This is a genomic window from Streptomyces sp. MUSC 14 (genome assembly GCF_001866675.1).
GTDB lineage: Bacteria > Actinomycetota > Actinomycetes > Streptomycetales > Streptomycetaceae > Streptomyces.
Map to the genome: position 1 here is coordinate 51,673 of NZ_MLYN01000049.1, position 25,274 is coordinate 76,946.

A 25,274-nucleotide genomic window follows, 5' to 3' on the forward strand; every position below is an offset into this window, starting at 1 on the left:
TCTTCTTCCCTCACTGGGCGGAACCGGCGGTCAGCAGCTGCTGTCGGGCCGAGTTGATGGCGGCCAGGGCGTTGTTCCACGCCTGGGCGGCCCGAGGACCAAGCTTGTTGCGGTCGACAGTCCAGGACTCGATGCCGGGCACGATGACCCGTACGACTGTGGCGGGTACGCCGGGCGCTGACAGGTCGACGGCGATGGCCTGGTCAAGGCCGCGAGCCCGCAGACGCTGGAGCAGTAGCCGTACGTCGTCCATGACGTCCGTGCTGGGATGGGACGGGACATTCTGGAAGCGGATGGGGCGTGCGGACGGCTTGATGGCCCAGGAGTCGGGGTTCGCGCGGTTGCTGCGCCGCACGTGGTAAAGCGCCTTCTCGACGGGTTGCCCGGCGGCGGTGATGTCCTCGCGCATGGCCTGGATGTCCACCACGCGGGACTGGGCGACCTCGCTGATGGCCCGTACGACGGCGACCTCGGCGTCCGGGTGAGTTCCGATGCCATGGTGGGAGCGGGAGAAGGAGTCAGCGACGTATTCCGACACCACCGCCTGGAAGCTCGGGATGCCCGTCGCCGAGGTGATGTTCTTCACCTCGATGGCGATCCCGGCGTCCAGAAACTTTTCCATGAAGAACTGTGCCCGTGGCGGAAGTGTCGATGGATCGAGGCTGGGGTGGCGCTCTTGCGCCCAGGCCCGAATAGCGTCCCCTACGGGGCCGCCTTCGTCGTCGGCGGCCAGCTTGCCGAGGCGGTTGGAGATGAGGTCGGCCATGGTCCAGTCGTCGCGCTCGACGAGCTCGCACAGGGCGTGGCAGATGGCCTCTTCCAGGGAGTTACCGGATGCGATCCCGTTGGTCGTGGAGACGGGGTAGCAGGGGACCTCGTGGTAGCTCATGTAGTAGCCGGCCAGGAACTGTGGCACGAGGACATTGCGCTCGTGCATCAGGTCGTAGCCCTCCACCCAGGAGATGGGGGTGTCGATGCGGTAGGCGTGGTGCAGCTCGAAGTTGCACGACCGGGGGTCGAGCACGGCACGTCCGGACTTTTCGAGTTCCGGGTAGGAGGCGATCGCGGTCGGCCGTAGGGGCAGGGAAGCGGCGAAGCGTTCGGCAGCCTCCATGATGGCCGACGTCTTGGCGTCGATCTTCGTCGCGCCCTTGCCGTTGTAGACGGAGATGATGTCGAACGACCGCGGGGCGATGGCGTTGTAGACGGGGATACCGACTCGGTCGAGACCGGTGATGTCGGCGACCCTGGTCACGCCGATCCGCTTCAGGTGCGGGGCCATGCGTGCGTAGGTGGTCTCGGCGGTGATCTCGCGGTGCGGGCCGTTTCCGGTGATCTTGGGAACGCTGGAACGCAGTTTCAAAGCAAGGGCTCCTTGGATGCGCTGTACACCGGGCAGGTCAGCGGCTGCCGACGGGTTCGAGGCGGGATGTGCCGTCGCCGAAGTAGCTGTAGGTGTAGGCCAGTTCCTGGCCGGTGGTGATTTCCACGGGTTCCGGAAGCGCCCAGACGGCAGTGTACCAGTGGCTACGGGCGCAGCCCAGCCAAGGGGCCGTCGACAGGGTGGCGTTCGGCCCGAGCTGAGCCTCGAAATGCACGACGATGGCGTTGGCTTCGCCCGCGCGATCGGCGGTGAGCGTGCACTGGGTTTCAAGCGGGCGGATCAAGTCCTGGTGCAGGTCGACCTGGTACAGCTCGGTCGGCTTGGACAGGAACTCCCAGGTCTGCACGGTCTCCGGGCGCTCGTAGAAGCCGATGGAGCGTCGGCTGTCTGACTCGGCCATGGGGCCGAAGTCGATGCCGAACATCTCCTTCCAGCGCGCGAGATGAGCTTGGGTGACCCGGTGCTTGTCGAGTACGTCGTCGGGAATCCGGGTCAATGTTGCGAACGAGGTGAGCCAGCCTGGGACCAGGCGGGGGGTGTCCGTCATCAGTCGGCGCCGGGCGTCTTGGACGGTCTCCCAGATTTGCATGTCCAGCGCTTCGTTGCCGACGATGTCCGTCAGTAGGACATCGGCCCGCTCTGGGAGTTCGAGCTGCGGCGACCAACCTGGGATGAATTCGATGCGGTCGGCTACCCCGTTGCGCTCGGCGATCCGCTGGGCCAGGTGGACCATGCCGGCTGGCTCGACCGCGTAGACCTTGCGGGCTCCCGCCTGCGCGGCGGTGATTGCCAGGATGCCGGAGCCGGTCCCCAGGTCGAGGACGATATCCCCCTCCCGGACCGTCTCGCGAACGGCTTGTTGGAAGGCGGCCTTGCGCACTGGGTCGTCCAGCATGGCGATGTGGACGAACGCAGCGTCGTAGCCGCCTTTGGGGAACGGCTGGTTGCTGAATCCCGCGGTCGCATCGGTGCGCAGCAGGCCCGCCTGGTGGAGCGAGACCACGGTGGCCAGCGCTTCCTGAGCGGCCCGGGGCCCCTTCAACCGGGGGCTGAGCAGTGTCAGCGCCTGGCCGACCGTGCGGGGCTGGTGAAAGAGATCGAGGAGGCCGAGCGCGTCATGGCCGAGTTTGAGGATACGGCTCTCGAAGTGGATCTTCACCTCGTTGCTGGTGTCGACCTCCGCGATGAAGGACGGCGCCCGGTGGAGCACGGTGTCGGGTGAGAGTTTCGGCATGTGCTGATCACTGTCCTCGTGGGTGTGTAAGTCGGGCGGCCGCCTGCACCAGGGCGGCGGAGATGGCCGGCTGGAAGTCGCCGAGCGAACCGGCTTCCCGGCGACCTTCGGTGAGGGAGATGCCTTCCTTCGGCTCGACGATCTGGTAGCCGTCCTCGCGTAGTTGGTCGGCGTTGCGGCGTACGGCGGGCTTGGACCACATGGCTGCGTTCATGACGGGCGCGATGATCACGGGGCACTCGGCGGCGAGGAGGGTGGCCGTCAGGACGTCGTCGGCGATGCCGTGCGCGGCCTTCGCCAGGAAGTTCGCGGTGGCCGGAAGCACCACCAGCACGTCCGCCCAGGAACCGAGGGCGACGTGCGCGGCGCCGCCGCCTGTGTGGTCCTCCCAGTCGGTCACCGGGGCGTGGCCGGTGACGGCCTCGATCATGCGCGGCCCCATGAGGGCGTGCGCCTGCGCGGTCATGATGGTGCGGATCTCCTGGATCCCCACGGTGCCGCGCAGCCATGCGTTCACATGGGGGACCGCGACGGCGGAGAAGGAGCCACACACCCCCCACAGCAACCGCACCTCGGCGAGCGCCTCCTCTGGGCTGCTGGCGCGCTCGCTCATCGGCCGATCACCTCTTCGGGAGTGCCGACGGCACGCAGGACGCCGGGAAGGGCTAGTTCGCCCTGCCGCAACAGCGCCTCGGCGCCCTGCTGATCGGACGCTGACCAGGCGCGCAGGGCCACGTGCTGGAGGATGCCGGCGGCGAGGTGTGCGGCCAGCCGTGCATGCTCGTCCTTGCTCAGCTGAACGCCCCGGGTCGTCTCGTAGCCCCTGACCGTCTCTTCGGCCCGCCGTTCCTGGAGTTCCCGCGCGCCCATGGCCGCGGCGGACTGCACCAGGTCCCGCAGCAGTAACGCGAGGTCGGTCATGGGGTCGGCGATGCCGGCCTCCCGCCAGCCGAGCACGCGTGGAACCGTGCTGGGGACGCAGGAGCCGGTTGACAGCCGACCATGCACGACGGCCTGTGGACAGGCATCGGGCCCTGGTACTGAATCCGCGTCGGCGAGACACCGGATGCGTGGGGCTGTGTTTTGGTCCAGCCGGTCGCGCGCGGCGCGGATGCCCGCTGCTGCATCCGGTGCCGCGTCCAACCAAGCCGGGCGGGGCCTGACCGGCAGGGCGCGCACCTGTGTGACGGGGATGGCGTGCAGGTGCGCGAGGAAGATGCCGAGCTCGCGGAATACCCGCACGTCGTTTGGGCCGGCTGCCTCACCTGGCGCCGAGCCGCTGAAGACGGCGTCGCTGAGCAGCGCCGGTGTGGCCACCACGGGGTGGATGGCGGTGCGGGCGTCGGCCAGCTGTGGAAGGCAGGCGTACCGGGTGGCTGGCGTCGGGGTGATCGCGTCGGCGAGGGCGTTCAGCGCGTCGGCGTCGAGATAGGCGGGTGTGGCCTCCGGGATGCTCTCTCCCCAGCGGTACCCACCGTCGCCCCGAAGACAGACGCGGGTGACGAACGGGCCAGGAAGCGAGCGCACCGGCTGCCCGGTCTGCACAGTGGTGTGAGTCATAGAGCGGTGCTCCCTTGCGCGTTGAGGTACGGCTTCGCGGGATCGAGTTGCTCGGCCCGGTAGCGCTCCTCGATGGCGTCGAGCCGGTCGGCCGCGGTCGTCCGGCCGTCCCGCCAGGCCGCCACGAGCCCCTCAGCGACCAGCAGGCAACGGTGCTGGCCGAAGCTCATCAGTCGGCCCTGCCGCTGCTCGGGCTCGTCCGCCTGCCACCAGCCCCGGCCCAGCTCCAGCGCGAAAGCGGGGCCGGTGTCCCGGAGCGTGCCGCTGTGCTCGCGGTGCAGGTCCGTCAACGCGCGCTCTTGGCAGCGCCAGTCGTCGCGGTACAGATAGAGGACCATCGCGTCCCGCCGCTCGTACCCCTCCGGGTGGTTGGCCGCCTTCAACTGGTACGGGACACCCGCGCCGCACAACAGCTCGGTGATCGCACGCATCAGGCCGGCGGCCGCCGCCGGGTCCCGGGGCGTGTAGTACAGACGTACGACGGGACGTTCGCCGTGGCGGGGCAGTCCCGCGTCACCGATGGCGAGGTACCAGCCGGGGTACATGTACGGGCGCTCGGGCGGAAACCTGACGCTCACCGGTTGTCCCGGTCCGGCCGACGGCGGCAGTCTCTCCTCCGCGGTGACGGTCAGGGTCAGGCTGTTCTTGCGCACGAGGCACCTCTCCGGCCCCGCAGTGACCGTGCGCCAGTCAGAGTCCCAGTAGCCGCTGCCCTGATTTGCTTCGGACAGGGCACGGGCCACGGCCGGGGCCTCCCGCCTGCGTGTGCCCAGCACCACGGGTGCGCCGTCGATGAGCCAGCGTGCGGCGCGGGTGTCGCCGGCGTAGTAGCTCAGGTACAGGAACCGGGACAGGTGGGGCAGGACGGGGAGATCCTCGGGCACGGACTCGACGCCAGGGGCGGGGCGAAGCTCTCCCCACTCGCGGTGGTGGAAGGCTGACTCGTTCAGCACCTCCACGTCCTCGGCGATCGCGGCGAATGCCGCCTGGTATCGGTTCATGCGCCCGCCTTCCGGAGGGTGCCGGGAGCGAGTAGCTCGGCCACGCCTCGGGGGTCGTTCAGCAACGTGCGGCCCACGAAGAGACACAGATGCCCGATCCGCCCTAGTGAGCCGATCTGCTCCAGCCGCCCGGCCGCGTACATCAGGACGGACAGTCCGGCGTAGCGGAATGCGAGGTCCCGCTGCTCCGGTGAGAGCGGGGCGCTGTGTTCGTACGCGGTGAGGAAAAGGCCGACGTTGCGTCGCACGGTGGCCCACGTGCTGGCGTCGGCCAGACGGCCGGCGTTGCCCCGCACGGTGTGCAGCCACTGGATCAGGAACTGTCCGGCGATGGTGCCCACGTCGAGCATCGGGTCGCCGAAGCCTGACAGTTCCCAGTCGACGAGCGCGACTTGGGGGCGCGCACCGTCGGCGTCCTTGACCAGGATGTTGTCGTCCCGGAGGTCGAAGTGCACCAGCCGCCTCGGGGTCCACTCCTCGCGCATCCGGGCCACACTGTCGTCGACCGCCTGCATGGTGGCCGCGTAGTCGGAGTAATCCATCCCCGGTCCGCTCGCGAGCTCGCTCGGGGTCAGGGCGACGAAGGAAGCGAAGGGAAAATCGATGAGTTGCGGACGGTACACCGGGTCCGTGGCGAATCGCTCGACCGTGGAGTTGTGAAGCCCGGCGGTCACGGAGGCCAGCGACACCAGTAGTGGCACAGGCATCTCGGGGAATTTCCGGCCAACATCCCGCATCGAAACGAAGCCGGTCTTTCCCTCCATGACCAGGGTTTCGGTTTCCGGGTCGGTTGCAATGAAACGAGGAACAGCCGTCCTGACGTAATGTGGAACGTCGGCTTCGGGTATCAGTCTAAGCATTTTCTCTTCGTTGCCGGTTGCCGTGCCGACGGCTCTGGCCGTTGCTGGATCAACCTGTTTCAGGAAGAGTGCCGTCCCGTCCTCGAAGTGCAGCATCGCCACGCTGTTGCGAGCTGTGAAGGTCTGTATCCGAACGATGTCGCCCCGGTCGATACCGAGCGAAGAGAGCCAGGAACGAGTCCGGGCCATTTCGGGCCCGGACTCGTTCGGCAGCGCCCCGCACCACGGCGAAGACGTGCTGCCGCCCTCCCCTCCGGCACTCGGCGACGCGACACCGGCTGGGCTATGCGAAGCGCTTGTCATCATGAGGCGAACGACTCAGATCAACAGTGGAAGGCCACCGTCGCGGCAGCCGCCATCACGCTGCCCTGGGCCTCCTCGTCGGGCGAGATGCCGGCCTTCTCCTCCAGGAACGCCTGCAGCTCCTCCGGGCTGACGCCCGCGAGTTCCTGCAGGGCCTTCTCGCCGGAGGCGGGGTCGATGACCGCGCGCTGCTCGTCGGTCATCGACGCCTCGGCGTCCTGGATCTTGCTGACGAGGTCGGCGAATGCGGTCTCGTCGACCGCGGAAACCATTGCTTCAGACATGTGATCCTCCTGATTCGGCCCCTGCCATTCAGCGGGGGAATCGAATGGACGACTGTGATCTAAACAAACGTTCACCCCCCTCTGTCAACGGGTTTCCAATATTCCGCTTGTGTGTGTTGGGAATTCAAATTCGGGCATGCGAATGAGCCTGTCGGCGATTTTCCGGCAGGCGATTGTGGCGCTGTCTAGCTAAGTGGGCGCGCGGAGATTCGACGTCGTGAGGGTTACAAGGGTGCGGGAACCCAGGAGCTGGCGCGCGTGCATGGCGAGTAAGTCATCAGAAGCCCCCGTGGACAATCTCGTGGTCGCGGCGAGGGTAGGCATATGTCGGCAGCTGTGGCCAGAGGTTGCCTGGTCGGCCGAAAAGATCAAGACGTTCCGGAGGTGTGATCCTCGGTCATTGCTGGCTTGCGTGTATTCCATTTGGCGGAAACGGCACCCAGCTGACCGAGGGGACTTCTGGTTGAGGATTTGACCATCTTGATTTCGGGCGTCGAAACCCATCTGATCGGCGCCATGGCGAGATATGAACCACGTCTACGGCGCCCTTATCCCTGGTGAGAGGCGCAATATACGACGTCAACTCTATGGTGGACACTCACCGATGGTGGCTTGATCATTGCGGAAGCGGGCACGCCGCTTCATGCCAACACGACTCGGCGGGCTGTTCCGGCCGGGACACTGCAGCAGAGCCAAGCATCCGGCGCCGGAAGACGGAAGGGGCTCAAGGCCGGTGAAGAGGCCCACGATGCCACATTCTCGGCCCACGAGCGGGACTGTCTGAAAGACGCTCCGGGCCTCACACGGCGCATGGTTGGGGTGCTTGCGCGTGCGATGGGTCGGTTGGGCGGTGGATCCGCCCGGGGCGGGGGGCTTGCGACCCGCCCCTGCTGAGGCTTCTCGAAGTGGGGGCTGGCCGCGGCCTCGCGCTGCCCTGCTGGCCGGGGGAGCACCTCACGCGGACTCCCGCACCCTGATATAGGGCGGCTTCCCTATGTCAGGCGAAGACGATCCCCCGGAACGCATTGCGCACATCGGTAAGCGGCTGGCGATCGCGCGTGTAGTAGAGCTTGTTGGTCAGCAGTACCGCCCAGCGGTCATCCGCCGGAGCGACCCACATGCCCGTACCTGTAAAGCCGTAGTGGACCCAGCAGTCCTGGGCGGGTGTCGTCTCCGGAGCCGGGTGCCAGAAGAGGCCGCGGAGGGGGGTGAGTTGACCGGTGTGGATCTGGAGCGACGCTTTGATCCAGGCTGGGCCGAAGCCGGGACGCTCGGGTGACTGGTCGGGGTCGAGCAGGTACCGGAGGAAGGCTGCGAGGTCGTCGAGTACGGAGAAGACGCCGGCGATACCGCACACGCCGCCGAGGAGTCGGGCTGAGAAGTCGTGGGCGGATCCCTTGAGATGTGCCCCTGTGTTCTCGTCGAGCTCCGTCGGCGCACAGCGGGCGATGGACTCTGTCGGGAGCGGTCCGAAGCGCGTGGCGGTCATGCCCAGGGGCTGCCAGACGCGGGTGGCGGCGAGCTGGTCCAGGGGTTTGCCGGATAGGTGCTCGGCGAGGTAGCCGAGGATGAGGGCGGCCCGGTCGGTGTATTCGACGGCTTCGCCGGGCGGGCGGTGGAGGGCTTCGTGCAGGACGCCGTCTCGGACGTCCTGGGGATCGGTGCCGTAGAGATTCCTGAGGTTGGCCCGGAGTGGGACGCCGGCGGTGTGGGTGAGCAGGTGCCGGGCAGAGACCTGGGCGAGGGGATGTCCGTGGACCTCGGGCCAGAAGTCGCCGAGGGTTGCATCGAGTTGAAGTTTCCCGTCCTCGACGAGAGTGCCGATGGTGGACCAGACGGCAAGGATCTTGGTGAGGCTGGCGACGTCGAAGACGGTGTCGAGGCGCATCGGCTCGTTGGGCCGGGCAGGGTCCAGGACGCCGACGGTGCCGCTGGCCCGGGTGCCGGTGCAGTCCCCGACGGCCCAGACGGCACCGGGGTAGACCTTGTCGCGGACGCCCTCGTGGAGGAGCTGGTGGATGCGGTCGGTGTCGAGGTCGAAAGCCATGGTCTCCCGATCGGTCGTGGGCGCGTGGGTTCCCGTCGGTCAGGTTAGTGAGGCAGCCGGGGTGGGACCGGCTGCGCCACAGGGGATCAGGTGAGCTGTTTGCCCAGTGCGATCAGGGCCGAGGCTGTGGTGCTGAGCGGATAGCGGGTCGCGTTGGCGCGTCCTGCTGCCTGGAGGGCTGCGATCAGGCCGGGCGTGGTCCGGAGATGTTCGAGGTCGCGTGCGAGTGCGGTCGGGCCCCACCGCCGATCACGGCGTCGGCAAGCGTTGGCAGGTCCGCTACCGCGCCCCGGACGGCAGCCAGCGCAAGGAGAACTTCGATACCAAGGCGGAGGCGGACAACCGCGCCGCCGAGGTGGACGTAGAGATCCGGCGCGGCTCCTACGTCGTCCCCGCAGAGACGAAGCAGACGCTCGGCGCCTACGCGCAGAAGTGGCTCGACGCGAACTCCATCGGCCTGACGACCGCACTCCGCTACGAGGCGACGTCCGCAACCACATAGTCGAGCACCTCGGCCGACGCGAGCTGCGGTCCCTCAACCAGCCCTCGGTCGTCCAGGGTTGGATCCGGACGCTTCAGGACAGCGGCCTTGAAGTGTCGACGATCGAGGGCATCTTCGACATTCTCTCCAGCATCCTCGGCGCGGCCGTCGAGGACGGGCTACTGCCGAAGAACCCCTGCAAGGCGAAGTCGGTCAAGCTGCCGACCGCGACCAAGAAGAAGATCATCCCTTGGTCGCTGGAGCGCGTGCGCGCCGTCATCGCCGGCCTCCCGAAGCGCTTCCAGGCCGGCGGCAAGCTCGCCTTCGGCTGTGGCCTCCGCCAGGGCGAGGTGTTCGGCTTCGCTGTCGAGGACATCGACTTCAAGGGCGGCTGGATCCACATAAACCGCCAGGTACGGCTCGTCGGCACGAAGCCCGTCTTCGCCCTGCCCAAGGGCAACAAGATCCGGTCGGTGCCTCTACCGGCCCAGCTTGCCGCCGCCCTCAGGGCTCACACGAAGGAGTTCCCGCCGGTCGAGGTCACCCTGCCCTGGACCAAGCCGGACGGCGAGCCGAAGACCTTCCGTCTCCTCTTCGTCGACGCGAAAGGGAGGGCCTACAACCGCAGCGTCTTCAACATGGGCGACTGGAAGCGTGCCCTGGCCGCCGCTGGCGTGATCCCTCCCCGCGAGCGTGGCGCGCGCTACCTACAGGCGGCCCCAGAAGACGGCATGCACGCCCTCCGGCACGCCTACGCCTCCGTGCTCCTGGACGCGGGGGAGAGCATCAAGGCGCTCTCCGAGTACCTCGGCCACTCGGACCCGGGCTTCACGCTGCGGACGTACACCCACCTACTGCCGTCCAGCGAGACGCGCACCCGCAAGGCGATCGACGACGCCTTCACGGAAACGGAAACGGACGCTGAGGCGGAAGGCAACGACGACCCGCCCGCAGCCCAGGGCACATCAGTGCCCCCAGCGAAATCAATGTGCCCTCAATGTGCCCTCAATGTGCCCTGGCCGCCTGACGGCCCTTCTCCGGCACTAAAAAGGGCGAGGCCCGAAGACCCCGCCCGATCCGCAAGAAACCCCAGGTCACGGCCACACAAGGCAATAAGGCTGATGCCCCGCCTCATGCAACCGATGGCTGAAGTCCTGCCACTCGTGCAGCAACTGGTACACGTTGAACGCGTCCCGGGGGCCGCCGCGGTCCGGGACGGTGGACCAGATGAAGGCGGCTGCGCCGACGGCCTCCTCGCCGATGCCGCGCAGGGGGTCGACGACGGTCATGGGGAGTCTGACGACCGCGTAGTCGGGGTGCAGGACGACCAGTTCGAGGGGCGGCACCTTGTGCAGGGGGACGCCCTCGATGCCGGTCAGCACCATCGCGGCCATCGTCTCAGGCTTGATCTTGGTGAACATGCCGTTCATGCCCAGCTCGTCGCCGCCGAGTTCCTCGGGGCGCATCGAGATGGGGACGCGGGCCGCGGTCGCGCCGTCCGGCGCGCCGAAGTATTTGTACGTCACCCCCACCCGACCACCATTCCTGCTCCCCGCTCCGAGGCGGTCGGTCCGCCGGTCGCGCCGCTCGGGCTCACCCGGTACACCCTGTGTCTGACGTGCGTCGCTCTGCCGTGCCTCGGTCGCTTCCTCCGCTTCGCGCCGGTGCCTTCCCCGCCGGGCACGTCGAGGACCCAGGTCATCAGTCCCCTCGCCCAGTCCGCCACCGCGATGCATATCTCCACCCGACTGCTTTTCTAGGACGCGTGGCCCCCGCCGCGCAACCCGATCATCGTGTCAGTGACCTCCCCCACGGCCGCCCGCCGAAACGTGCGGTGGAACAACAGTCCATCGGGTTCTTACCGGCCCCTGAGCGTCTCCAGATCATTACGTGCGTAAGAGCTGTGTGTATCAGGTCTCAGTCTCGCAGATGGCGGATCGCGATGAGGGTGACGACGGTGTGACGACGGCGTCCTGGGACCGCGGACGGCGGCGGCCGATGCCGAGGCGGGCCGCGGCCCGCGCTGCTCGCGGCCTACCCTGAGGAGGTCACCCACGTCACCGGAGTCCGAGAAGCCGGAGAAGCCGCACGCCATGAGTGCCCTGAGCGAAACGCCCTATCCCTACGACGCGCCCGTCTCCCAGGCGCTCTTCGACCGCGCCTCCGCCGTCACACCGGGCGGTGTGAACTCCCCGGTGCGCGCCTTCCGCGCCGTCGGCGGCACGCCCCGCTTCATGGTGTCGGGCAAGGGGGCCTACCTCACCGACGCCGACGGGCGCGAGTACGTCGACCTCGTGTGCTCCTGGGGTCCGATGATCCTCGGGCACTCCCACCCCGAGGTCATCGCCGCCGTTCAGGAGGCCGTCGCGCGCGGTACGTCCTTCGGCACGCCCGGTGAGGGCGAGGTCGCGCTCGCCGAGGAGATCGTCGCCCGGGTCGAGCCCGTCGAGCAGGTGCGGCTCGTCAGCAGCGGCACCGAGGCGACCATGAGCGCCATCCGGCTCGCCCGCGGGTTCACCCGGCGGTCCAAGGTGATCAAGTTCGCGGGCTGCTACCACGGCCACGTGGACAGCCTCCTCGCCGCCGCCGGGTCCGGGGTCGCGACCTTCGCGCTGCCCGACACCCCCGGTGTCACCGGTGCCCAGGCCGCCGACACGATCGTGCTGCCGTACAACGACCTGGAGGCCGTGCACGAGGCCTTCCACCGGCACCCCGGTGAGATCGCCTGTGTGATCACCGAGGCCTCGCCCGGCAACATGGGCGTCGTGCCGCCGGACCCCGGGTTCAACCAGGGGCTCAGGGACGCCTGCCACAAGAACGGCGCCCTGTTCATCTCCGACGAGGTCATGACCGGCTTCCGCACCAGCCGCGCCGGGTGGTACGGGGTCGAGGGGGTCAGGCCCGACCTCATGACCTTCGGGAAGGTCATGGGCGGCGGGTTCCCCGCCGCCGCCTTCGGCGGGCGCGCCGACGTCATGGCGCACCTCGCCCCCGCCGGGCCCGTCTACCAGGCCGGCACGCTGTCCGGGAACCCCGTCGCCACCGCCGCCGGGCTCGCCCAGCTGCGGCTGCTCGACGACGCCGCGTACGAGACGGTCGACGCCGTGTCCGCGCAGATCCAGGGCCTGGTCAGCGAGGCGCTGAGCAAGGAGGGCGTCGCGCACCGGGTGCAGCACGCGTCCAACATGTTCTCCGTCTTCTTCACCGACCGGAAGGTGCGGACGTACGAGGACGCCAAGCGCCAGGAGTCGTTCCGCTTCACCGCGTTCTTCCACTCCCTCCTCGCGAACGGCGTCTATCTGCCGCCGTCGTCCTTCGAGTCCTGGTTCGTGTCCACGGCCCATGACGAGAGGGCCGTCCAGAAGATCGCCGACGCCCTTCCGGCGGCGGCCCGAGCGGCTGCGGAGGCCACCGCGTGAGCACCCCCGTCGACAGCAGCAAGGACGTCACCGTCGTTCACGTGATGCGGCACGGGGAGGTGGAGAACCCGACCGGGATCCTGTACGGCCGGCTGCCCGGCTACCACCTCTCCGAGCTGGGCCGGCAGATGGCCGACCGGGTCGCCGAGCACCTCGCGCCCCGCGACGTCACCTATGTCTGCGCCTCGCCGCTGGAGCGGGCGCAGGAGACGGCCACGCCGATCGCCAAGGTGCACGGGCTCGACCTGGACACCGACGAGCGGCTCATCGAGGCCGACAACGTCTTCCAGGGGAAGACGTTCGGGGTCGGGGACGGCGCGCTGCAGCGGCCGGAGAACTGGAAGCACCTCGTCAATCCGTTCCGGCCGTCCTGGGGCGAGCCGTACGTCGACCAGGTCGTGCGGATGACGGCCGCGCTGAACGCGGCGAAGGACAGGGCGCGCGGGCACGAGGCGGTGCTGGTCAGTCATCAGCTGCCGATCTGGATCGTCAGGTCCTATGTGGAACGGCGCCGGCTGTGGCACGATCCGCGCAAGCGGCAGTGCACGCTCGCCTCCCTGACGTCGTTCACCTACCTCGGCGACAAGATCGTGTCGGTCGGCTACAGCGAGCCCGCCATCGATCTGGTCCCGGCCCATCTGCGGGCCGGCGCCAAGCCGCAGAAGGGCAAGAACGCTGCTCAGGGCAAGGCTTTCGGAGCCTGACGGTCATTTCCTGACAGCCCGTTTGACAGTACTTAGATCGTTTTTGCCGCAACTATTGCGAAAAGCATAAGAATTATCGGAACCTCCCCGACCGTTGCGCCCTCTGAGTGAGTGACGACTCAACAGGCGCGACGAATCGGGGATCCTCCATGCGCACCGTCTCCCGCACCCTCTCCCGCAGGGGAATACTCGGCCTCGGCGCGGGCGCGGCGGCCGCTGCCACCCTCGCCGGCTGCGGGAGCCAGACGGCGTCCGCCGGCGGCTCGGGCGGTTCCGGCGACGGGACGTCCGGGCAGGGCGGTGACGCGAGCGGCGCGCCCCAGGGCAAGCTCATAGGCGACGGCTCCACCTCCTTCACCGGCAAGCAGCCGCACCAGCCGGACGCCCCCCGGCCGCTGGAGGCGGGCGAGACCCCGCCGCAGTTCGTGGTCTTCTCCTGGGACGGCGCCGGCGAGGTCGGCAACGGCCTCTTCCCGCGCTTCCTGGACCTGGCCAAGGAGCACGGCGCGTCCATGACCTTCTTCCTCTCGGGGCTCTACCTGCTGCCCGAGTCGAAGAAGCGGATGTACCAGCCGCCGAACAACCGCATCGGCGCCTCCGACATCGGCTACCTCAACGACGACCACGTCAAGGCGACGCTGACCAACGTCCGCCGCGCCTGGCTCGAAGGCCACGAGATAGGCACCCACTTCAACGGTCACTTCTGCGGCGACGCCCACACGTCGGTGAAGTGGTGGACGCCCCAGCAGTGGCGCAGCGAGATCGACCAGGCCAAGTCCTTCGTGAAGAACTGGAAGACCAACACCGGCTTCACCGACCTGCCGGCCCTGCCGTTCGACTACGACAAGGAACTCGTCGGCGGCCGTACGCCCTGCCTGCTCAACCAGGAGAACCTGCTGCCGACCGCCCGCGAGCTGGGCTGGCGCTACGACGCCTCCTCGCCCGGCGGTCTGCAGGTGTGGCCGTCGAAGAAGCAGGGGCTGTGGGACTTCCCGCTGCAGTCGATCCCGTTCCCCGGCAAGAAGTTCCAGGTCCTCTCGATGGACTACAACATGATGTACAACCAGTCGCAGAACTCGACCAAGGCGCCGGCCTACAACTACCCGGCCTGGCGCGAGCAGTCGGCCGGGGCCTACATCGCCGGCTTCAAGCGGGCGTACTTCTCGAACCGGGCGCCGTTCTTCATCGGCAACCACTTCGAGCACTGGAACGGCGGGATCTACATGGACTCCGTCGAGAAGGCCTTCAAGCACATCGCGCAGGCGAAGGAGAAGGGCGCCGACGTCCGCCTCGTCTCCTTCCGGCAGTTCGCCGACTGGATCGACGTGCAGAAGCCCGAGGTACTGGCCAAGCTGCGCACCCTGGCCCCCGGGCAGGCGCCCGTCGGCGGCTGGAAGACGTTCCTCGCCTGACGTCCCGCGCGCGCTCCCCCTCGCCGGAAATGTCCCGTGTAAGTACGCCCTGAAATGCGGTTTTCCGCCCGGCAGGGGGGTGCGCGAAATCCCCGGAACCGCCATGCGAAACTTTTCACATGAGTACCCGTAGCCGTGCCGCCTGGCTCAGTGCCGTAGCCGCTGTCGCGGCCCTGACCCTGTCCGCGTGCGGCAAGGGCGGCACCTCCGGCGGCGGTGGCAACACCAACTTCGTCACCGGCCACAACGGCATCTCCACCGCCCCCCTCGGCAAGCGCGACGCGGCCCCGGACCTGTCCGGCGAGACCATCGACGGCAAGAAGCTCGACGTGGCGTCCTTCAAGGGCCAGGTCGTCGTCGTCAACGTCTGGGGTTCGTGGTGCAGCCCGTGCCGGGAAGAGGCGTCGTACTTCGCCAAGGTCTCGAAGACCTACGAGGGCAAGGGCGTGCAGTTCGTCGGGATCAACACGCGGGACACCAGCACCACGCCCGCGGTGAACTTCGAGAAGGAACACGGGATCGACTACCCGAGCCTGTACGACCCGACGGGCAAGCTGATGCTCCGCTTCAAGAAGGGCACGCTCAACCCGCAGCTGATCCCCTCGACGCTCGTCATCGACAGGCACGGCAAGGTCGCCGCCCGCGCCCTGGAGGCGCTGGACGACACGGCGCTGCTGAAGATGCTCAAGCCCGTCCTGGCGGAGAAGTGACGTGAGCGCCCTGGTGACGCTGGCCGAGACGGGCCAGAACCAGACCGTGCTGCACGGCGCGCTGCTCGTCGCCGCGCCGGTGGCCCTGCTCGGCGGCCTCGTCTCCTTCTTCTCGCCGTGCGTGCTGCCGTTGGTGCCCGGCTACCTCTCCTACGTCACCGGCGTGGCGGGCACCGACCTGGCCGAGGCCCGGCGGGGACGGATGGTCGCCGGTGCCTCCCTGTTCGTGCTCGGCTTCAGCGCGGTGTTCATCTCCGGCGGGGCGCTGTTCGGCTACTTCGGCTCGAACCTGCAGGAGTACAAGGACACACTGAGCAAGGTGCTCGGCGTGCTCATGATCCTCATGGGCGTGTTCTTCATGGGGCTGATGCCCTGGTTCACCCAGCGCGAGTTCCGCTTCCACAAGCGGCCGGCCACCGGTCTGGTGGGCGCGCCTGTCATAGGCGCCCTCTTCGGCATCGGCTGGACGCCCTGCCTCGGTCCGACGCTGTCGTCGGTGAACATCCTGTCCTGGAACGAGTCGAGTGCCGGGCGCGGCGCCCTGCTGACGCTCGTCTACTGCCTCGGTCTCGGGGTCCCCTTCGTCCTCACGGCCGTCGGCTTCCGCAAGGCGCTCGGCGCCTTCGGCTGGGTCAAGCGCCACTATGTGTGGGTGATGCGCATCGGCGGCACGATGATGATCGCGACCGGTGTGCTGCTGCTGACCGGCGCCTGGGACAGCCTGGTGCAGCAGATGCAGACCTGGTCCGACGGCTTCACTGTGGGGATCTGACCGATGAGCGCAACCGACACCGACAACAGCAGCCGGGACCAGGAGGAGCTGGGCGCGGCCGGCTCCCAGCTGTCCACGGCCCCGCAGGAGGAGTTCTCCGCACCGGCCGGCCTCGGCGTCATCGGCTGGGCCCGCTGGTTCTGGCGGCAGCTGACCTCCATGCGGGTTGCCCTGCTGCTGCTCCTGATGCTCTCCCTCGCCGCGATCCCCGGTTCGCTGATCCCGCAGAGCGGCGCCGACCTCAACAAGGTCGACGACTTCAGCAAGGCCCACAAGACGCTCGCGCCGATCTACGACAAGCTCGGCCTGTTCCACGTCTACAGCTCGGTGTGGTTCTCCGCGATCTACATCCTGCTGTTCGTCTCGCTCATCGGCTGCATCATCCCGCGCGCCTGGCAGTTCGTCGGCCAGCTGCGCGGCCGCCCGCCGGGCGCGCCGAGGCGGCTGAACCGGCTGCCCGCCTACACCACCTGGCGCACCACCGAGGATCCCGAGAGGGTCCGCGAGGCCGCGCTCGCGCTGCTGAAGAAGAAGCGGTTCCGCGCCCATGTCACCGGTGACGCCGTCGCCGCGGAGAAGGGCTATGTGCGCGAACTGGGCAACCTGGCCTTCCACATCGCCCTGATCGTGCTGCTGATCGCCTTCGCCTGGGGCCAGATGTACAAGTCGGACGGCACCAAGCTGGTCGTCGAGGGCGACGGGTTCTCCAACTCGATCCTCCAGTACGACGACTTCAAGTCCGGCAGCATGTTCAGCAACGACGACCTCGTGCCGTTCAGCTTCGACCTGAAGAAGTTCACCGGCACCTACGAGGTCAGCGGCCCCAACCGGGGTACGCCGCGCACCTACCAGGCGACGATCGGTTACAGCCAGGGTGCGTACGGCAAGGAGCAGCCGGCCACCATCAAGGTCAACTCCCCGCTGCACATCGGCGACGCCAAGGTCTACCTCGTCAGCCACGGCTACGCGCCCGTCGTCACCGTCCGCGACGGCAAGGGCAAGGTCGTCTACCACGACGCCGTGCCGCTGCTGCCGCTCGACGGCAACGTCACCTCCAACGGCGTGATCAAGGTGATGGACGGCTACAAGAACGGGCAGGGCGTCTCGGAGCAGCTCGGCTTCCAGGCCTTCTTCGTGCCGACCTTCGACCCGAAGAGCGGCACGATGCTCTCGGCGTTCCCGGCGCTGGTGAACCCGCTGCTCGCGGTGAACGCCTACCACGGCGACCTCGGCGTGGACTCGGGCATCCCGCAGAGCGTGTACCAGCTCGACAAGACGCACATGAAGGAGTTCAAGGACTCCAAGGGCCAGCTGCTGAAGAAGCTGCTCCAGCCCGGCGACACGATGACGCTGCCGAACGGCGCCGGCTCGATCACCTTCGAGAAGGACATCAAGCAGTGGGCCGGTTTCGAGATCGTCCAGGAGCCCGGCAGCGGCTGGGCGCTCGGCGGCGCGATCGCGGCGATCTTCGGTCTGGCCGCGTCCCTGTTCATCCAGCGCCGCCGGGTCTGGGTGCGCGCGGTGCGCGGCGCCGACGGCGTGACGGTCGTCGAGATGGCCGGCCTCGGCCGCAGCGAGTCCGCCAAGGTGCCCGAGGAACTGGGCGACCTCGCCGGAACCCTCTACGACCAGGCGCCGGGAGCCCCCGACGCCGACGACGACTCCACCGAATCTTCCGTCGTACCCGAAGGGGCTGAGAAGTGACTCTCGCCGCCGCGACCGAGCTGGCCGTCGCCACCAACGAACATCTGGCGAGCATGAGCAACACGCTCATCTACTCGTCCATGGCCGTCTACACCCTGGCCTTCTTCGCGTACATCCTCGAATGGATCTTCGGCAGCCGCAGCAAGGTGGCCCGTACGGCCAGCGCGCTGACGGCCGAGGGCGGGGAGAAGAAGGCGAACGGGCCCGCCGTCACCGTCAAGAAGGCGGGGGGCACCGCCGTGCTGGAGCGGCCGAAGGTCGTCGTCCGCGCGGCGTCCGGCGCCCGGGACGTGCCGGACGGTCCCGGCGCGCACGGCGGTGACGCGCAGGGTGACCTGTTCGGCCGGGTCGCCGTCTCGCTCACGGTGCTCGCGTTCCTGGTGGAGCTGGCCGGCGTCGTCGCCCGTGCGGCCTCCGTGGAGCGTGCCCCCTGGGGCAACATGTACGAGTTCAACATCACCTTCTCCACGGTCGCCGTCGGCGTGTACCTCACGCTGCTGGCCCTGAAGAAGAACGTGCGCTGGCTCGGCCTCTTCCTGATCACCACGGTCCTGCTCGACCTCGGCCTCGCGGTCACCGTCCTCTACACGGCGAGCGACCAGCTGGTCCCGGCCCTGCACTCGTACTGGCTCTACATCCACGTCTCGACCGCCATCTTCTGCGGCGCGGTCTTCTACGTGGGCGCGGTCGCCACGATCCTGTACCTGTTCAAGGACTCCTACGAGACCAAGCTCCAGACCGGCGGCAAGCCCGGCGCCTTCGCGACCTCGGTGCTGGAGCGGCTGCCCGCCTCGGCCTCGCTGGACAAGTTCGCCTACCGGATCAACGCGGCGGTCTTCCCGCTGTGGACGTTCACGATCATCGCGGGCGCGATCTGGGCGGGCGACGCCTGGGGCCGGTACTGGAACTGGGACCCGAAGGAGACCTGGTCCTTCATCACCTGGGTCGCCTACGCCTGCTACCTGCACGCGCGCGCGACGGCCGGCTGGAAGGGCCGCAAGGCCGCCTACCTGGCGATGATCGCCTTCGGCTGCTGGCTGTTCAACTACTACGGCGTCAACATCTTCGTCACGGGCAAGCACTCGTACGCGGGCGTGTGACCGCGGGGTCGGTGACACTGGTGTCATGAGCGGTTCCATCGCACAGGGCACCAGCCAGACCCACGGGAACGCGCACATACTCCACTTCCTGGTGCGGCTCCCGAAGCGCATGGAGGACGTCTGGCCGGCGGTGGCCACCCCTGAGGGACTCTCGGGGTGGTGCACCGCCGTCGGCTTTCTCCAGCCCCGGCTGGACGGGGCGGTCAGCCTGCCCGAGCTGGGCTCCGGCCGGGTCACGGCCTGGGACGTGGACCGGGTCGCCGAGTACACCCTGGAGGGCGGCGGCCGGCTCCGGTTCCACCTGGAGCGGGACGGGGACACGGCGAGCGTGCTGCGCTTCACCCGGGAGTTCCGGGGCGAAGGCGAGGGCGAGGCCGCATGGCGGACCAGGTTCGAACGATTGATCGAATATCTGGGACGGGTCTAGGTCACGTCGCCGGCGGCAGGCACTCCGGGGACGGCGGACTGCCCTCCGGCCAGGCGAGCCGGACGAAGCGTGCGCTGCCCTCGGGGGTGAGTTCCACGATCGGTACGGCCTTGTCGTACGGGTTGCCGTGCACGTCCAGGCAGATCCAGCCGCTCGCCCCGTTCACCCGCAGGGTTCTGCCCTTGACCTGCGGCCACTGCAGGCCCACGTCCGCGAGGGCCGGCACCGCCTTGCCGGGCTGGACGGCCTCGCGGATGCCGTGCACGGCCAGCCGCAGGGCGTCGTAGCCGATGATCAGCTGTCCGTCGTCCAGGGCGACCGAGCCGATGGGGCCCACCGGTGACCGCTCGGCCGACGTCAGCAGGGTCTGGAGCGTGCTGAAGTCCGCCTGCGAGCCGCCCGTCGCCGGCGGGTTCTTCACCCAGGCGTCCGGGTGGGCGAGGGAGGTGAAGAGCACGGACAGGTTGTGCCTCAAGGCGTCGCGGTTCAGGGCCTTCTCGTAGGTCAGGTACGACGCCTCGTCGCCGGTGAGCACGGTGAACCTCCGGTCCTGGCAGCCGCGGGCGCCGAGCGCGTTGATGAACTGCCGCAGCTGCACGTGCCGGCCCGCGAACAGGATCGTGTCGGTCCCCGGGTCGGTGTCGCACACCAGGTCCGTGATCTGCCGGAAGGTGTTCGCGGTCGTCCCCTCCTGGCTGCGGTCCGCCGGCGGGGTGAACGGCCACGGCTCGTACCGTGAGCCCTTGAGCAGCGCCGCGAACGACTTCTGGAGCGTGGTCGTGTACGGGTCGCCGGGGTTGTCGTACACCAGCAGCGCCTTGCCCTGCTTCAGCTGCGCGAACTTGGTCAGCGCGCGGGCCTCGTCGGTGTTGGTCGGCGCCACCCGGGCGAGGCCGGGGTAGGGGTCTGGGTCCTTGCCGCCCTGGCCGTTGGCGAGGTCGTCGGAGGTGATGGAGGAGCCGATCACCGGGATGTGCAGCGTGGTCAGCTCCGCGACGGCCGCCTTGTTGGCGGCGGTGCTCTGCCCGATGCCGGCGACCGCGCGCAGCGTGTCCGTGCCGGTCGTCATCCGCGCCAGCTGGTCCACGGTCTGCTTCCAGTACGTGCCCGTCGCCCCCGGGTTGGCCAGCACCAGCCGGATCTGCGGGGACTGTCCGTTGGAGTCGTGGTTGGCCTGGTACTGCGCCAGGTAGGCACCCTGGAGCTGGTGCTGGATGTCGTTCAGCATCGTCGGGGAGGTGGAGGTGTACGGCAGCATCAGCGCGACCGTCACATAACTCCCGCTCTTCAGGCGGGCGTTCTCCCGCGCGATCGCCTGCACGGCGGCGGTCAGCCGGTCCTGCCCGAAGTCGTACGGCCCCGGTCCCGTGGCCACGCCCACGCACTCGGCGCTGTGCTGCGGCCGGGACACCCCGGGCGCGCACGAGCGGTCGTCGTGGGCGAGGACGCGGACCGCGAACACCAGACCGGTCACCAGGGCCGCCGCCAGCAGCAGGGCCAGATAGCGGCGCAGCGGGATCTCCCACACGCCCTCGCGCAACCACGTCCCCACACCTCTGCGCGCCATCACGCCTCCCCCCTGTTCCGGTCGTCCGGGCCGCCGTCCCCGCCGTCCTCGCCGTCGTCGGGATCGTCGGGGTCGTCGGGCCCGGTCATCGGGCGCCCGGCGAGCGCCGCCGCCGGCCAGTCCCGCGAGGCCCGCCAGAGCAGCGCGCCCGCCGCCGGCCGCAGGTTGGACAGCTGCTCCAGCTCGAACCGGAGCCGGTCGCACACCCGCGGGTCCGGCAGCACCAGCGGGTCAGCCAGCTGCCACACGGCGTGCAGCAGCCGCCGTATCCGTAAGTGCAGTACGGCGTCCGCGCCCTCCGGAACGGCCTGCGCGGCGTCCGTGCGGCCGAGCGCCACCGCGGTCCGCCCGTCGCCGCGCCCGGTGAAGTCACGGCCCTCGGCGTCGTGCGCGTGGAAGTACGGCGCCGAGGCCACGAAGCGCAGCGTGCGCAGCCAGCCGCGCATGTCCGCCGTGCCGAAGGTGTCGCGCAGCTCGGCGACCGCGGACTCCGTGACGCCCAGGGCGAGTTCGTGGTGCAGCCGGTAGCGGGCGTGCTCGGGCGCGGTGTAGTGGGCGACGAGCGTCTCGTGGGCGGTGCGCCACGACAGGTGGTCGCCGTCCAGCAGATGCAGCCGGAGCAGCAGCAGCGTGCGCACGAACCGGTCCCCGACGAACCGGCCCGGCACGACCGGCAGCCCCTCCGCGGCCAGCAGGGTCTGCAACTCCCGTACGTCCGCCGGGCCGAAGGTGTCCGGCAGCAGCGCCGCGGCCAGCGCGCCGGCCGAGCCGTGGCCGTGGGCCGCGGCGAGCACGGTCAGCTCCGCCAGGTGCTCGGGCGGCACCAGCCGGTCCAGCAGCGCCTCGTAGGCGGGGACGCCGGGCCGGTCCTCGGCCGGCCGCACCGGCGCGGTGAGCAGCTCGCCCAGCGAGGACGCCCCGGGCAGGTTCTGCGCGGCCGACTCGGCGAGCAGTACGATGCCCAGCGGGTTGCCGCCGGTCAACCGGTGCACGGCGTGCGGAAGATGGGGCGGCACCGGCAGGTCGGCGCAGACCGAGCCGACCAGGTGCAGGGCGTCGTCGGCGCTCAGCGGCGCCAGCGCCACCAGCAGCGCCCGTGAGGAGGGCGTCGCGTCCGGCGCCCAGTCCGTGCGCCGGGCCACCTCCGCCAGCTCCCGGCGGGCCGCGCTGCGCAGTTCCGCCCGGCCCTCGCCGCGCCGGGCCGCGACGAACGCCACCTGGTCGCGGACGCCCTCGGCCCGGTCCCGCAGCACGGCGGCCACCAGCCCCGGGCCGGGCGCCGCCTGCGCGTTGTCCAGCAGCACCAGCGGCCGGCCGAGGCGCTGCATCCTCGGCAGCACCCCGCTGTACGCCTCGGTCAGGTCGGTCAGCAGGGCCCGCACCAGATACCGCTCGGCGTGCTCGCGCGCCGGGCCGTCCTCGCGGAAGTGCCGGGAGAGCAGGATCAGCCCGCGCTGCGCGTGGCCGCCCGCGTTCGGGTACGTCCGGTACCACTCGGACGCCTTCTGGTGGCGCCGGCCGGCGAACCCCTCGGCGATCGCCTCCAGGGTCGCCTCGATGGCGCCCGAGACCAGCGGGCCGGTGCCGGTGGCCGCGGCGACCACCTTGGCCGCCACCTTCCCGGCCCAGCGCCCGGCGAAGCCGCCGAAGCGCGAGCCGCCCTCGTTCAGCAGCAGGATCCGCTCCACCTCCCGGCGGATCCGCTCCGAGTCGGCGTCGCCCCAGCCGCCGGCCGCCACCGCGACCAGACCCGACATCAGCCGCGGGAAGACGATCCGGCGGGCGCCGGTCACCGGCTCCGCGAGCTGCTCGGCGATCACCAGCAGGGCCTGCGTGAGCGGCGACCAGGAGTCGGCGGGCCGGTCCACCGGCGGCCGGGCGAACTGCTCCTCCGCGCAGTCGGCCAGCGCGACCGGCGTGTGCCCCTGGTAGGCGTCCCGCAGCTCGGCGAGGACCGCGCTCTTGCCGAGGCCCCGGGTGCCGGTCAGCACGACGAAGGGCGGCTCGTCCGGGTGCTCCAGGGGCGTGGCGCGGTGGTGATGGGGGCGCAGGCCGATCAGCCGTGGGGCGAGACCGCCCGGTTCGGCGTCGAACAGCGCCCCGCGTCCGTGCAACCGTCTGCCCACCCGATCGCCCCCCTCAACGATCGCCCCCTCAACAGCAGTGTAAGAAGGGGAAGTTGCTCCGGACCAGAGTCAGTGGTGTCCGTTGGGTTACGAAAAGCGGCGATGTCTGTTCCGGGTCAGGAGACCGCCGCGGTGAGGCTCCCGTGCGCGACGGAGGCGATGCGGTCGCGCAGCCGCTCCACGTACAGCCGCAGGTTCTTCGCCGCCACGTCCGTGTCCGGATACCGGCCGGCCAGCCACAGCCCCTCGTGCAGCCGGTTCACCCACACGCACACCTGGTCGCCGTACGACACCCGGATCAGCCCGTGCGCCCGCTGCTCGGCCCAGTGCTCGGCGCCCGGGATGGTGCGGGCGTCGCAGTAGGAGACGATCGAGTACAGGTCCGGGGAGGTGGGCCGGAAGTCCGCGCCGAGCAGGCTCAGCACCCGGGCCAGCGGCATCCGGGACAGCGGCCGGGCGGCGCGCAGCTCGTCGCGCACGGCCCGCAGGGTGTCCCGGAACTCCGTCGCACGGCCGACCGGGACCTCGATCGGGGCGCCGCCGACGTACCAGCCCACCGAGTCGCTCCACCGCGACTTCACCCGGGTGTGGAACGGCACCACCGTCCGGTACACGGGCGCTCCGCCCAGCTCGTGCACGATCAGCCCGGTCGCGGCCAGCAGCCCGACCTGGCTGCCGCCGTAGGGCCGGCAGTACGCCTCGAACGCCGCCGCCTCGGCGGCGTCCGCCAGCGGTTCGCACAGCATCCGCTGGCGCGGCAGCGGGCCGCCCGGCTCCAGGCCCAGGTCGACGGGGAAGCCGGGCAGCGTCCCGTCGCAGCGCCGGATGAACTCGCGCCAGCGGTCGACGACCGCGTGCCGGGCGTCGATGCCGTCCGCGTCCGCCCGCTCGATCTGGCAGAAGTCGACGTAACTGGCGACCGGGCCGCCGGAGTCGGGCGTGGCGCCGGTCAGGCCCGCCGTGTACAGCTCGGTCACCTCGGCGGGGATGCGGTGCAGGGAGTAGGCGTCGACGTTGCTGTGGTCGAAGGCCATGTACACGCTGACACCGTCGGGCCGTACGACCGCCGTGTAGATGAGGTTGGGCCAGCGCAGCGCGTCCGCGACGGAGTCGAAGCGGCCCTGGAGATGCCGCACGAGCCGGTCGGCGTCCGGGAAGTCCCCGGGGTCCTCCCGGTGCAGCGACACGTCGGCGGCGTCGAGGGTGAACCGGCGCAGTTCGTCACCGGCGTCTCCGGCCCAGCGGAAGCCGCTGCGCAGCGTCTCGTGCCGTACCGTCCAGGCCCGCAGCGCCTCCTGGAGCACATCGAGGTCGACCGCGCCCGGGATGTCGAAGGCGGTGCCCAGCCAGGTCGGCACGAACAGCCCGTCCTCCCGGACGCATTTGGCGGTCCGGATGTGCGACTCCTGGATGTAGGCGGGGGGCCGGGTGTCCTCCGGGACCGCCGTCGCCGCCGCGACCGTCGCCGGGCTCAGCGTCCACTCGACGAGCCGTCCCGGCCGGACCTCGCAGCGCTGGATGTCAGTGATTCGCACGCGTCTCCCATCACAGAAGAGGGCCCCTGGTTGCGGGCCCCCTCCAAGGCAATGCCGAGGGGAGGCGCGGGGACATGCGCGGCCGGTTCATTTCAGCGGATCGGGTGGTTGGCCGCACGCCGGATTGATGAACCGAGGGGAGGCCGGCGACGGGTGTCAGTCACCGATGTCCTCGTTCCACAGGTCCGGGTGGTCCCTGACGAAGGCGCTCATCAGCGCGACGCACCCGGGATCCTCCAGCAGCAGGATCTCCACGCCGTGCGCGGCGAGCCAGTCATGGCCGCCGTGGAAGGTGGTGGCCTCGCCGATCACCACCCGGGTGATGCCGAACTGCCGGACCAGGCCGGAGCAGTACCAGCAGGGGGAGAGGGTGGTGACCATGGTCGTGCCGCGGTACGACCGCTGCCGTCCCGCCGCCCGGAAGGCCGCCGTCTCGGCGTGCGTCGAGGGATCGTCGTCCTGGACCCGGCGGTTGCGGCCACGGCCGAGCAGGGTGCCGTCGGGCCCGTAGAGGGCCGCGCCGACGGGGATCCCGCCCTCGGCGAGCCCGGCGCGGGCCTCGGCGACGGCGGTGGCGAGCCAGGCGCGGGCCTGTTCCTGTTCCATACGGTCACTGTTCCCCACGTGCACCGTTCCTCGCCGGA

The 25,274-nt window shown here is 69.6% G+C and carries 21 protein-coding genes and 1 pseudogene; 9 read left to right on the forward strand and 13 right to left on the reverse strand.

Going from position 1 to position 25,274, the window contains the following annotated elements:
- Positions 1 to 10: 10 nt before the first annotated feature.
- The 8 genes from BIV25_RS29900 to BIV25_RS29935 all read right to left on the reverse strand — a co-directional run bounded on the left by BIV25_RS29900 (position 11) and on the right by BIV25_RS29935 (position 8,673).
- Positions 11 to 1,363 carry a YcaO-like family protein gene (locus tag BIV25_RS29900; RefSeq protein ID WP_071375573.1) on the reverse strand — a complete coding sequence of 451 codons (1,353 nt, stop codon included), beginning with the start codon at positions 1,361 to 1,363 and terminating at the stop codon, positions 11 to 13.
- Positions 1,364 to 1,400: 37 nt separating this feature from the next.
- Positions 1,401 to 2,618, reverse strand: coding sequence for a 50S ribosomal protein L11 methyltransferase (locus BIV25_RS29905; RefSeq protein ID WP_256256223.1), 1,218 nt, complete (start codon positions 2,616 to 2,618; stop codon positions 1,401 to 1,403).
- A 7-nt stretch (positions 2,619 to 2,625) separates the two neighbouring features.
- On the reverse strand, positions 2,626 to 3,231 hold the full coding sequence (locus tag BIV25_RS29910; RefSeq protein WP_071375574.1) for a flavoprotein: 606 nt from the start codon (positions 3,229 to 3,231) through the stop codon (positions 2,626 to 2,628).
- Positions 3,228 to 4,178, reverse strand: a complete 951-nt coding sequence (locus BIV25_RS29915; RefSeq protein ID WP_143076724.1) for a phosphotransferase — start codon at positions 4,176 to 4,178, stop codon at positions 3,228 to 3,230. Before BIV25_RS29915 ends, BIV25_RS29910 begins: the two co-directional genes overlap by 4 nt.
- On the reverse strand, positions 4,175 to 5,179 hold the full coding sequence (locus BIV25_RS29920) for a T3SS effector HopA1 family protein (RefSeq protein ID WP_071375576.1): 1,005 nt from the start codon (positions 5,177 to 5,179) through the stop codon (positions 4,175 to 4,177). The genes BIV25_RS29915 and BIV25_RS29920 overlap by 4 nt, the downstream gene beginning before the upstream one ends.
- Complete coding sequence (locus BIV25_RS47870; RefSeq protein ID WP_177235469.1) at positions 5,176 to 6,135, reverse strand: phosphotransferase; 960 nt, start codon at positions 6,133 to 6,135, stop codon at positions 5,176 to 5,178. Before BIV25_RS47870 ends, BIV25_RS29920 begins: the two co-directional genes overlap by 4 nt.
- A gap of 227 nt (positions 6,136 to 6,362) precedes the next feature.
- Positions 6,363 to 6,626: a thioviridamide family RiPP peptide gene (tvaA, locus tag BIV25_RS29930; RefSeq protein WP_107481433.1), complete on the reverse strand. Its 264-nt coding sequence runs from the start codon at positions 6,624 to 6,626 to the stop codon at positions 6,363 to 6,365.
- Between the two features lie 997 nt (positions 6,627 to 7,623).
- Complete coding sequence (locus tag BIV25_RS29935) at positions 7,624 to 8,673, reverse strand: serine hydrolase (RefSeq protein WP_071375578.1); 1,050 nt, start codon at positions 8,671 to 8,673, stop codon at positions 7,624 to 7,626.
- Positions 8,674 to 8,851: 178 nt separating this feature from the next.
- Here BIV25_RS29935 and BIV25_RS29940 point away from each other — a divergent pair.
- A pseudogene (locus BIV25_RS29940) lies at positions 8,852 to 10,161 on the forward strand (tyrosine-type recombinase/integrase); the annotation flags it as partial.
- A gap of 87 nt (positions 10,162 to 10,248) precedes the next feature.
- On the opposite strand, the gene BIV25_RS53335 reads toward BIV25_RS29940, so the two are convergent.
- Entirely contained in the window at positions 10,249 to 10,890 is a 642-nt protein-coding gene (locus tag BIV25_RS53335; protein WP_177240037.1) for a hypothetical protein, read from the reverse strand.
- A gap of 366 nt (positions 10,891 to 11,256) precedes the next feature.
- On the opposite strand from BIV25_RS53335, the gene hemL reads away from it, so the two are divergent.
- The 8 genes from hemL to BIV25_RS29985 all read left to right on the forward strand — a co-directional run bounded on the left by hemL (position 11,257) and on the right by BIV25_RS29985 (position 19,402).
- Positions 11,257 to 12,573: a glutamate-1-semialdehyde 2,1-aminomutase gene (hemL, locus tag BIV25_RS29950; RefSeq protein WP_071375620.1), complete on the forward strand. Its 1,317-nt coding sequence runs from the start codon at positions 11,257 to 11,259 to the stop codon at positions 12,571 to 12,573.
- 44 nt (positions 12,574 to 12,617) lie between these two features.
- Positions 12,618 to 13,277, forward strand: a complete 660-nt coding sequence (locus BIV25_RS29955) for a histidine phosphatase family protein (RefSeq protein ID WP_071375621.1) — start codon at positions 12,618 to 12,620, stop codon at positions 13,275 to 13,277.
- Positions 13,278 to 13,426: 149 nt separating this feature from the next.
- Positions 13,427 to 14,689, forward strand: a complete 1,263-nt coding sequence (locus tag BIV25_RS29960; RefSeq protein WP_071375579.1) for a hypothetical protein — start codon at positions 13,427 to 13,429, stop codon at positions 14,687 to 14,689.
- A 119-nt stretch (positions 14,690 to 14,808) separates the two neighbouring features.
- Entirely contained in the window at positions 14,809 to 15,399 is a 591-nt protein-coding gene (locus BIV25_RS29965) for a TlpA disulfide reductase family protein (protein WP_071375580.1), read from the forward strand.
- A gap of 1 nt (position 15,400) precedes the next feature.
- Positions 15,401 to 16,171 (forward strand): cytochrome c biogenesis CcdA family protein, encoded by a 771-nt coding sequence (locus tag BIV25_RS29970; RefSeq protein WP_071375581.1) that lies wholly within the window; start codon positions 15,401 to 15,403, stop codon positions 16,169 to 16,171.
- A 3-nt stretch (positions 16,172 to 16,174) separates the two neighbouring features.
- Positions 16,175 to 17,875, forward strand: a complete 1,701-nt coding sequence (locus tag BIV25_RS29975; protein WP_071375582.1) for a cytochrome c biogenesis protein ResB — start codon at positions 16,175 to 16,177, stop codon at positions 17,873 to 17,875.
- Positions 17,872 to 18,975 carry a c-type cytochrome biogenesis protein CcsB gene (gene ccsB, locus BIV25_RS29980; RefSeq protein WP_071375583.1) on the forward strand — a complete coding sequence of 368 codons (1,104 nt, stop codon included), beginning with the start codon at positions 17,872 to 17,874 and terminating at the stop codon, positions 18,973 to 18,975. Before BIV25_RS29975 ends, ccsB begins: the two co-directional genes overlap by 4 nt.
- A gap of 25 nt (positions 18,976 to 19,000) precedes the next feature.
- Positions 19,001 to 19,402: a hypothetical protein gene (locus BIV25_RS29985; protein WP_071375584.1), complete on the forward strand. Its 402-nt coding sequence runs from the start codon at positions 19,001 to 19,003 to the stop codon at positions 19,400 to 19,402.
- Position 19,403: 1 nt separating this feature from the next.
- Here BIV25_RS29985 and BIV25_RS29990 read toward each other — a convergent pair whose 3' ends face one another.
- The 4 genes from BIV25_RS29990 to BIV25_RS30005 form a co-directional block, all read right to left on the reverse strand.
- The gene (locus BIV25_RS29990) at positions 19,404 to 20,969 is read right to left on the reverse strand and encodes an ABC transporter substrate-binding protein (RefSeq protein WP_071375585.1); all 1,566 of its coding nucleotides are present in this window, start codon (positions 20,967 to 20,969) and stop codon (positions 19,404 to 19,406) included.
- Entirely contained in the window at positions 20,969 to 23,095 is a 2,127-nt protein-coding gene (locus BIV25_RS29995) for a hypothetical protein (RefSeq protein ID WP_071375586.1), read from the reverse strand. Before BIV25_RS29995 ends, BIV25_RS29990 begins: the two co-directional genes overlap by 1 nt.
- 116 nt (positions 23,096 to 23,211) lie before the next feature.
- Entirely contained in the window at positions 23,212 to 24,630 is a 1,419-nt protein-coding gene (locus tag BIV25_RS30000) for a condensation domain-containing protein (protein ID WP_071375587.1), read from the reverse strand.
- A 156-nt stretch (positions 24,631 to 24,786) separates the two neighbouring features.
- Complete coding sequence (locus BIV25_RS30005) at positions 24,787 to 25,236, reverse strand: nucleoside deaminase (RefSeq protein ID WP_071375588.1); 450 nt, start codon at positions 25,234 to 25,236, stop codon at positions 24,787 to 24,789.
- Positions 25,237 to 25,274: the final 38 nt, after the last annotated feature.